General features: G+C 63.9%; 8 protein-coding genes. 6 read left to right on the forward strand and 2 right to left on the reverse strand.

What is annotated here, in order from left to right; all coding sequences use genetic code 11:
- The 5 genes from ACSJJT_RS12125 to ACSJJT_RS12145 all read left to right on the forward strand — a co-directional run.
- The coding region (locus ACSJJT_RS12125) for a glycosyltransferase family 4 protein (RefSeq protein WP_435918516.1) at positions 1–2,150 on the forward strand (2,150 nt) is incomplete at its 5' end.
- Position 2,151: 1 nt separating this feature from the next.
- On the forward strand, positions 2,152–3,081 hold the full coding sequence (locus ACSJJT_RS12130; protein WP_435918517.1) for a glycosyltransferase family 2 protein: 930 nt from the start codon (positions 2,152–2,154) through the stop codon (positions 3,079–3,081).
- Positions 3,082–3,312: a hypothetical protein gene (locus ACSJJT_RS12135; protein WP_435918518.1), complete on the forward strand. Its 231-nt coding sequence runs from the start codon at positions 3,082–3,084 to the stop codon at positions 3,310–3,312.
- Positions 3,309–4,892, forward strand: a complete 1,584-nt coding sequence (locus ACSJJT_RS12140) for an ABC transporter ATP-binding protein (protein WP_435918519.1) — start codon at positions 3,309–3,311, stop codon at positions 4,890–4,892. The genes ACSJJT_RS12135 and ACSJJT_RS12140 overlap by 4 nt, the downstream gene beginning before the upstream one ends.
- Entirely contained in the window at positions 4,889–6,574 is a 1,686-nt protein-coding gene (locus tag ACSJJT_RS12145; RefSeq protein WP_435918520.1) for a glycosyltransferase, read from the forward strand. Before ACSJJT_RS12140 ends, ACSJJT_RS12145 begins: the two co-directional genes overlap by 4 nt.
- Here the strand turns inward: ACSJJT_RS12145 and ACSJJT_RS12150 are convergent.
- Positions 6,543–7,400, reverse strand: a complete 858-nt coding sequence (locus ACSJJT_RS12150) for a polysaccharide pyruvyl transferase family protein (protein WP_435918521.1) — start codon at positions 7,398–7,400, stop codon at positions 6,543–6,545. The genes ACSJJT_RS12145 and ACSJJT_RS12150 overlap by 32 nt on opposite strands.
- Positions 7,401–7,416: 16 nt before the next feature.
- Entirely contained in the window at positions 7,417–7,728 is a 312-nt protein-coding gene (locus ACSJJT_RS12155; protein ID WP_435918522.1) for a glycosyltransferase, read from the reverse strand.
- Between ACSJJT_RS12155 and ACSJJT_RS12160 the strand changes: the two genes are divergently transcribed.
- The coding region (locus ACSJJT_RS12160; protein WP_435918523.1) for a sugar phosphate isomerase/epimerase family protein at positions 7,727–8,316 on the forward strand (590 nt) is incomplete at its 3' end. The two genes, ACSJJT_RS12155 and ACSJJT_RS12160, sit on opposite strands and share 2 nt — an antisense overlap.

An 8,316-nucleotide genomic window follows, 5' to 3' on the forward strand; every position in this document is an offset into this window, starting at 1 on the left:
TGACCAGTTTCACCATCGCCTCGAACCAAGGCACGATGGGCGGCGGTGAGGTCATGATGCTCGCCATCGCCGAGGCCGCCCGTGAATTGGGACGCGACGTCACCATCATTGCACCCCAGACTCCCGGCGACGTTGTTGAGGAAGCCCGCAAGCGGGGTTTCCGGGTCATCGCCATCCACGGCGACACCACCGGGAAGTACCTGGAGAATCTGCGTCGCTGGGACGCGAGTGAGCGCACCGGGCTGCTGTGGTGCAACGGGCTGCGCCCGGCCTTCGCCACCTCGGGGCACCCCGACCGGGTCGTCCACCTGCACCAACGCCCACTCGGAAAGCTGCGCGCCCTGGCTGTCGTGGCCCGTCATGGGACCCTGGCAACGGTCGTCCCCTCGGCATCGATGGCAGAGGCGGTCTCCGACGCCCGGGTGATGTGGAATTGGAATCCCCCAGCACGCCACCGTGCTCCTCGCCCGGTGGAGGGCACCGTCACAGTCGGATTCCTCGGTCGACTGTCATCCGACAAGGGGGTCCCGCGACTGTGCGAGGCGATGGCCGAGTTGAAGCGCCGGCACCCTGGGCGATTCAGGCTACTGCTGGCCGGGGAATCCCGGTTCGTCGACCCGGCCGACGCCCAACTCGTCGCCCGTCGCATCGCGAGTCTGGGCGACCTCGTCGACCACCGCGGCTGGATGGACCGTGACGAGTTCTTCTCCTCAGTCGATCTCTCGGTCTTCCCATCTGTATGGCCCGAGCCCTTCGGCCTTGTCGTCTCCGAGGCAATGTCGGCGCGCTGCCCCTTCGTCCTCACCGATGCCGGGGCACTGCAGGAGGTCGCCGGCCCCGATCATCCCTTCGTGGCGCGAGCGGACGACGCCACCAGCCTGGCCGATGCCATCGAAAGGGCCGCCGAGGGCTACAACAAGGGTCTCCTGGACGCAGCTCACGACCGCTGGCAGGAGAACTTCTCCCCCGAGGCCGGACGCGCCCGTCTCGCGGAGATCCTGGCTGACGTCGATCCGGAGCCCGACCAGGGCGCCCCGCACGTCGCCATCGCCCACGACTACCTCACGCAACGAGGTGGTGCAGAACGTGTCGTCACCCAGTTCGCCAGAATGTTCCCGGAGGCCCCGATCATCACATCGGTGTATGAATCGGACCTCACCTACCCTGAGTTCTCCACTCATGAGGTCATCACCTCTCCGCTGAACAAGATCGGATGGCTCCGTCGCCACTTTCGAGCCGGTCTTCCGCTCTACGACTGGGCCTTCGACCACACCGAGGTGCCGACGGGGACGGACACCGTTCTCGTCTCGACAACCGGTTTCGCGCACGGGGTCAAGACCCCACCGAACTGCCGCAAGGTCGTCTACTGCCACTCCCCCGCCCGTTTCCTCTACCTGGCCGACGACTACCTCGGCGGACACTGGTGGCGATCTCCCAAGGGGATCGTCCTCAAGGTGCTCACCCCACCGCTACGACGTTGGGATCGCAGGGCCGCCGCGTCCGCGGACGAGTACCTGTGCAACTCGACAGTGGTTCGCGACCGTATCCGTGACGTGTACGGGATCGAGGCAGCAGTCGTGCATCCGCCGTACTCCCTGAATCCCACCGGCCCCCAGGAGCCACTACCGGGACTGGATCATCCCTCCTTCTTCCTGGTGGTCAGCCGCCTCATGCCCTACAAGAATGTCGACATCGTGCTGAATGCCTTCGTGGATCTGCCCGATGAGCATCTGGTCGTCGTCGGGTCAGGGCCATTGCGCGATGAATTGCACGATCTCGCCCCCGCCAACGTATCCTTCTTCGAAGGCATCAGTGACGCCCAGCTGCGTTGGGCCTACGCCCACGCGTCGGCGGTCATCGCGCCGAGCAAGGAGGACTTCGGGTTGACCCCCGTGGAGGGCTTCGCCTTCGGAACCCCCTGCCTGGGGCTACATGCCGGTGGCTACCTGGACACCGTCGTGGACGGCGTCTCCGGACGATTCTTCGACTCCGCAACCCCCGGAGCCGTGACGCAGGCCATCCGCCAGTTCCGCGAGAACCCTCTCGAGGAGCGCACCGTATTGGAGCACGCGGGGAAGTTCTCCCCAGAGACCTTCGCGAGGGCCATCGTGGCCCACGTCGAATTCTCCTCCGACAGCCAGAAGGATTGAGATGACCACTGCATCGATCATCATCCCGTCGTACCGGGGAGCTGACCGTCTCCCCCGGTTGCTGAGTGCCCTTGCGGCCCCGACCGACGACTGGGAGGCCATCGTCGTCATCGACGGTGACATGGATGGCTCCGAGGAAGTCGTGGCCAGGTACTCCCACCTGCCCATCCGCTCCGTGGTGTTCCCACGGAATCGCGGAAGGGTTGCGGCCCTCAACGCCGGCCACGAGGCCGCGATCGGGGATGTCCTCATCCGGTGCGACGACGATCTGGAGCCGGCTCCCAACTACGTCGAACGTCATGTGACCAGCCACACTGAGCAGGACCAAGGCACCATCGGCATCTGCCTCAATGTCCTTCCCGACACCCGATACACGACCGTCTACGGGGCCCAGGCGGACGAGCTGTTCCGTGCAGGTGCGTACAACGCCTCTGCGGACACCACATGGCGTTTCTGGGCGGGCAACGTCTCGGTGACGCGCGACATCTGGAACCGCATCGGCAGTTACGACACCCGGTACCAAGCCTACGGATGGGAGGACGTCGACTACGGTTGGCGACTCCGCGAGGCCGGCATTCCGGTGGTGATCGATCCCACCCTCGCGACACGGCATCACGCCGCCGCTGTCAGTACCGCATCCCGTGCTCCCCGTGCCTATCGTTCCGGCCAGGCGAGACAGCTCTTCGACCGGATCCATGGCGCGGAAGTCTCCGGACCCGGTCGCCCGACGGACGACTCAACGTGGAACCGTCTAGTGGGATGGACCGCCGATCACCTGAGCTATGACAGAACCCGGGCCCTGGCCAAGGCCCTCGACACCGCCCTTCCCGTCTTGCCGGTCCCGGTGGCCCGCAAGGCCATCGCCCTGCTCGTGGAATCCTCGGGCATCGCCGGCCACGAATCCAGCGAGACCGCCGAAAGGGACTTCTGAATGACCGAGCCAAAAGAATCCTTTTCCAAGCAGCTTCGCTTCCTGATAAGCACCTTCCCCGACGACACCAAACCGCAACTCGTCGCATCTGTCATCGGGCAGGCAGCGATAGCACTGATGGACTTCGCCGGTATCGCGCTGATCCTCCCGGTCGCCCAGATCCTCATGGGTGCTCCCACTGATCAGGGGTACATCGGCGTCGCGGCGTCGATCTTCGGGAATCCCTCGTGAAGGCGGTTGGAACCATCCTGCTGAACTGGTGGCAAACAGGTTTGGTGACCCGTCTCATGGCGGGAACCTCAGCGAACCTTCTCAAGGTTTACCTCAATGAGGACTACCTCGATCACAAGAAGAGGGACGTACCAGAACTCATCCGCGCCGTCGGCCCCTCCGTCACCGCGGCCCACATGCAGGTCGTCGGGGGCGTGCTCATACTGACTGGCCAGTTGACGTCGGTCCTCGCAATCCTGATCCTGCTCTTCCTCATCACCCCGGCTGCAACCCTCGGTGCCATCGTCTTCTTCGGCGTGTCGATGTTCTTCCTGCAACGCTTCCTGAGTCCGGTCAACTCGACCGCTGGCCGCAAGGCACAGGAGACGGCGTGGACGGTGAGCAAGCGACTCATCGAGCCCATGGACGGGTTCCGCGAGGTGTCGATGCACGACTCCCAGCCGTATTTCGTCGATCGGTACCACCGTGCAGTCCTGGACAATGCGGAAACCGTCCGCAAGGCGAACTTCTACACGGGGCTTCCCAAGTCCATCCTCGAGGTCATCACCATCATTTTCCTGTCGGTGATCCTCGTCTTCATCGCGAATGCCCCCAACCCGCCGGCCCTCATGGCAACGTTCTCAGTATTCATTGCCGCAGCCATCAAACTGCTGCCGTCCATGTCCGCCATCAACGCCACGATGGGAACCATCAACTACGGCAAGACCGGTCTCGAGATCACGGTCAACACCCTGCGCCCCCTCATCGCGTCCCACCAGATCGACACCTCGGCAGAGTGTGACTACCCGTCGGCTGATCTGCCCCCGGAGTACGAGAAGCACCCGCACACCATCGAGGTGCGTGACATCACCTTCAGCTATCCGGACGGGGACCGGCCCGTCCTCAACGATGTGAGCTTCACGATCCCTCCGGGCACTTCCCTCGCGTTGTGCGGTGTTTCCGGATCGGGAAAGACCACCTTGGTCAACATCATGCTCGGCCTCATCAAGCCGAACGGCGGAAGCGTGGCCTTCGGTGGCATGAACATCGTCACCAACGAAACCCAGTGGCACGAGAACATCGCCTACGTCCCACAAGATGTTTTTCTCATCAACGACTCGGTACGAGCGAACATTGCTTTCGGCATACCTGAGTCCGAATGGGACGACGACCGCATCAACGCGTGCATCGACGCCGCCCAACTCAGGGACATCGTCGACGAGCTGCCCGAAGGCCTGAACACCGGCATCGGCCCCAAGGGCGCGCGGCTGTCGGGCGGTCAGCGTCAGCGAATCGGTATCGCCCGTGCCCTGTACCGGGACCCCCAGGTGCTGGTCCTCGACGAGGCGACGTCGGCCCTAGACAATGCCACCGAGGCCAAGATCACCAAGACGATCAATGGCCTTCAGGGAAAGGTGACCACGATCATCGTCGCCCACCGACTGTCGACCGTTCGCGACGTCGATCAACTCCTGTTCCTCGAGAACGGGGAGATCACCGCTCGTGGAACGTTCGCGCAGGTCGAGCAGCAATCGCCGTCGTTCGCGCGACTGGTGGAGCTCGGTGATCTCGACTCCCGTACGAAGGCCCACCCCTCATGACCCGACGCGTGGAGGTGTGCTGGGTTCCGTCTGGCATCCCTGAACAGGATGAACGGTGCGAGAAGGCAGCCGCCCTCGCCGCACGTTTGTGGGAGGTCCCCAGCCCCACCGTGCTGCAACCCGAGTCATCCGGCCGCGCTAATGCGCTCCTGGCAGGTGCGCGGCGACGAATCACCCTGGTGGTTGCCACAAGTCTCCCCGACCTGGCAGCCGCCATCCGGGCACGTCATGGCCAGGTGTTCGGCTGGGTCATCCGCGACTCGGACCATGTGATGTCCGTTTCCGAGCACGATCTCGAGCGCATAGGACATGTGTGGGTGACCCGTTCGGTCCCTTCCGATGACCTCACCCATGACCTGCGCCACACGTTCGCAAGGATCTCGAACCGACTGAGCGTCTGGACGCCGACGCTTCGAACCGAGATGACCGCACTCCAGCGGCAGGTCCGTGAGCAGGAGCAGCGACTCAACCCTGGTGATGACATCCCTGATCTTGTCAACCTCCCCGACCAGATCCACCGAGTCGTCTTCCTCGCTCCTCGGGTGCCCGAGATGAGCGGCGGGTCGACCGCCGTCATGAACCTCTCCGAGGCGTTGGTGGACCGTGGAATCGAGGTGAGGCACCTGTCGGTCAAACCGGGCACCGGTGTCTCCCCGGTCCCGACCAGGACCATCATCCGGGATCCTGAGCTCCACCGAGGACCGACCCTGCGCAACGGTGGAGGTCACAGCATCATGCGTAGCCTCCTCAAGGTGGCGCTCAAGCGAGTCGATCACCTTGCCGACATTTTGAGGCTCAGGCTGACAGTGCCACTCCTCGGCGGTCACGACGTGCTCGTCACCAGTCACGCACTCGCCGCCCAAGCACTTCAGCAGCATCACTTCCCCACCGACGGCGCCCGCCTGCACATCGGTCAGCACCATTCCCAGTACGAGAGCCTCACCGGAGAACCCTGGCTGTACGAGGCGATACCCGCACAGTTCTCGTCCGTCGACGGTTTCACAGCCCTCACCGATGCTGACGCGCAGAAATTCCATACCTTGGTCGGCTGCCCCTGCTTCGGACTGCCGAACGCCCTTCCGAGCGACCTCATCGACCCACCACAGTCATCGCTGACGTCACGCCGGGCAGTCGTTCTGGCGCGATTCAGTCCGGAGAAGCAACTGCCGCTCATGGTTCGCGCGTTCGCCAAAGCGGCCGCCAGCGGTCAGTACGGCGGCTGGACCCTGCACATCCATGGCGCGGGCCCCGAGGAGGACGCCATCCGTACGGCCATCCGCGACTGTCGGGCCGAGGACCGTGTGGTCGTCGAGCCGCCGACGAGGAGCATCTCCGAGGTTTACCAAGGGGCGGCCCTCAACCTGTTGGCATCCTCCTCGGAGGGATTCGGCATGACCATCATCGAGGCAGCCGCTCACGGTGTCCCTTCGCTGGCCTTCGACGTCTCCCCCGGGGTTCACGGGCTGCTGTCCGACGGTGCCGGCTGGCTCGTTGAGGAAGTCAGCGAGGGTGCCTACTGCGAGGCTCTTCAGCGGGTACTCGGCTCACCTGAGGAACTTCACCGTGCCGGCCGGACGGCACGGTCGACAATTGCCCGAGCTCACGAACCGCAACGCATTGCGGACGCGTTCGCGGGAATCGTCAACGAGCTCATTGACGGTGAATCGGGAAAGCCTTCATGAGTCCCGTCTCGATGGCTGCCTGATGGGGCAACGGATGCCACGACGAGACGACATGGTCGGCCTCACGCACCATCTCGACCGGATCGACGGGGTCACGCTTAACACTGAAGGCCGAGTAGTAGTAGTCGAACTTGTACCGACCACCTGTGATATCCGGCCCCGGCTCGATCCACTGATTCGGGACGCCGAAGGAGTCGGACACGATGAGGCCGTGCAGGCTGGAGGACAACACCAGCCTGCACTGAAGGATCTCGGACACCACAGCCTCGACCGGTGCACAGACGTCGATCAGCTTCACCGCCGGGTGAGAAGCGATTTCTCGGCTCCTCTCGCTGTCTCGCTCGGTGAAGTGCGGCACAAAACCAATCCTGTCGGAGGGCTGCCACTGCAGATGCGGTAGCGCCCGACGCACAAGGATGCCTGGATCACCCAGCGGTACTTCGGAGTGCCCGGCCTCTATGAACCGTTCCATGCTGAGGGCGCCGCGCAAGGCCAGCACCTTGATATCAGGCCCGTTCCACGAGGCACCGGGCTCGACGAAGCCACTGCCCCAGATCCATGGACAAGTTTCGGCCAAGTTCTGGATCCCCTCGAGGATCGAGCCCACGGCGACCATGTCCGCAGCACCGATACCCGAGTACTTGACCTCCGCGCCGAAGAGGTTTCGGATCAGCAGCGGACTGAGTTGATCCCCGAAATTGGCATTGGCGTCGTTGCTCCCGGCCCAGTACAGCCTGATCGGCGCGACACGCCACATGAGCGATTTCGGCGCATACTTGCGCACTAGGGCCTTGGCTCCCCCAATGGCCTCAGAAAGGGTCGTCATTCTCTGCTCGTTCCTGTCAACGTCGGGGACTTCGGTTCGTCCTGATGTCCATCAGGACGATGTCGGCAAGCCGTTCCTTGAAGTGGTCAGGGTCGTAGACGCACGCTCTGTCGACACACCGCGCGGACAGCTCATGACGGTCCTGCGGAGTCATTGACGCGATCCTTCGAGTCTGCGCCTGCAGCTCCTCAGGGGTCGACCAACGTCCAGCCCCATCCACCGGAAGTACGACCTCGCGCGGCCCCGCAGTGTCAATGACAACGGGGATGCAGCCGGCCGACATCGCCTCGACAGTGGTGATCCCGAAATGCTCCTGGGTCTGGGGCATGACGGTGGCGTCGGATCCGTACCCCTGGGAGCGCTCGATCGTCGAGGTCCAGAAGGTCATCCAGATCGCCCGTGACCTCGACACGTGGTTCGACGCCGAGGAGCCCCCGGTCGTCATCTGCACCATGGGCGGGTTCACCAAGGACGCCTTCGTGGCCCCCGAGGAGCGCCCGGCCATGTACGCCCGGATCGCCCAGGCCCTCGAGCGCATCGACGAGGACGGGGTCCGTCTGACCTCGCAGACCCTGCCGCCCTACCCGTGGCTCATGGGTGGCCAGCAGCACCACAACCTCTTCATGGGCCTCAACGACACCGTCGACTTCTGCAACCAGTACGGACGTCGTCTCACCCTCGACCTGTCCCACTCCAAGTTGGCCGCCAACTTCAACAAGATCCCGTTCAGCGAGTACATCGCCAAACTGGCACCGCTCAGCGACCACCTGCACATCGTCGACGCCGAAGGTGTCGACGGGGAGGGCCCGCAGATCGGTGAGGGCGAGATCGACTGGCCGATGACCGCCAAACAGCTCGACGAGCTGGCTCCAGGAGTCACATTCATCCCGGAGATCTGGCAGGGCCACGTCAACAA

The sequence above is a fragment of the Cutibacterium nasicola genome (assembly GCF_051303185.1).
GTDB lineage: Bacteria > Actinomycetota > Actinomycetes > Propionibacteriales > Propionibacteriaceae > Cutibacterium.

Coding starts and splice junctions, on each gene's coding strand:
- ACSJJT_RS12130 (WP_435918517.1), top strand. CDS start 2,152: ATGACCACTGCATCGATCATCATCCCGTCGTACCGGGGAGCTGACCGT.
- ACSJJT_RS12135 (WP_435918518.1), top strand. CDS start 3,082: ATGACCGAGCCAAAAGAATCCTTTTCCAAGCAGCTTCGCTTCCTGATA.
- ACSJJT_RS12145 (WP_435918520.1), top strand. CDS start 4,889: ATGACCCGACGCGTGGAGGTGTGCTGGGTTCCGTCTGGCATCCCTGAA.
- ACSJJT_RS12150 (WP_435918521.1), bottom strand. CDS start 7,400: ATGACGACCCTTTCTGAGGCCATTGGGGGAGCCAAGGCCCTAGTGCGC.
- ACSJJT_RS12155 (WP_435918522.1), bottom strand. CDS start 7,728: ATGCCCCAGACCCAGGAGCATTTCGGGATCACCACTGTCGAGGCGATG.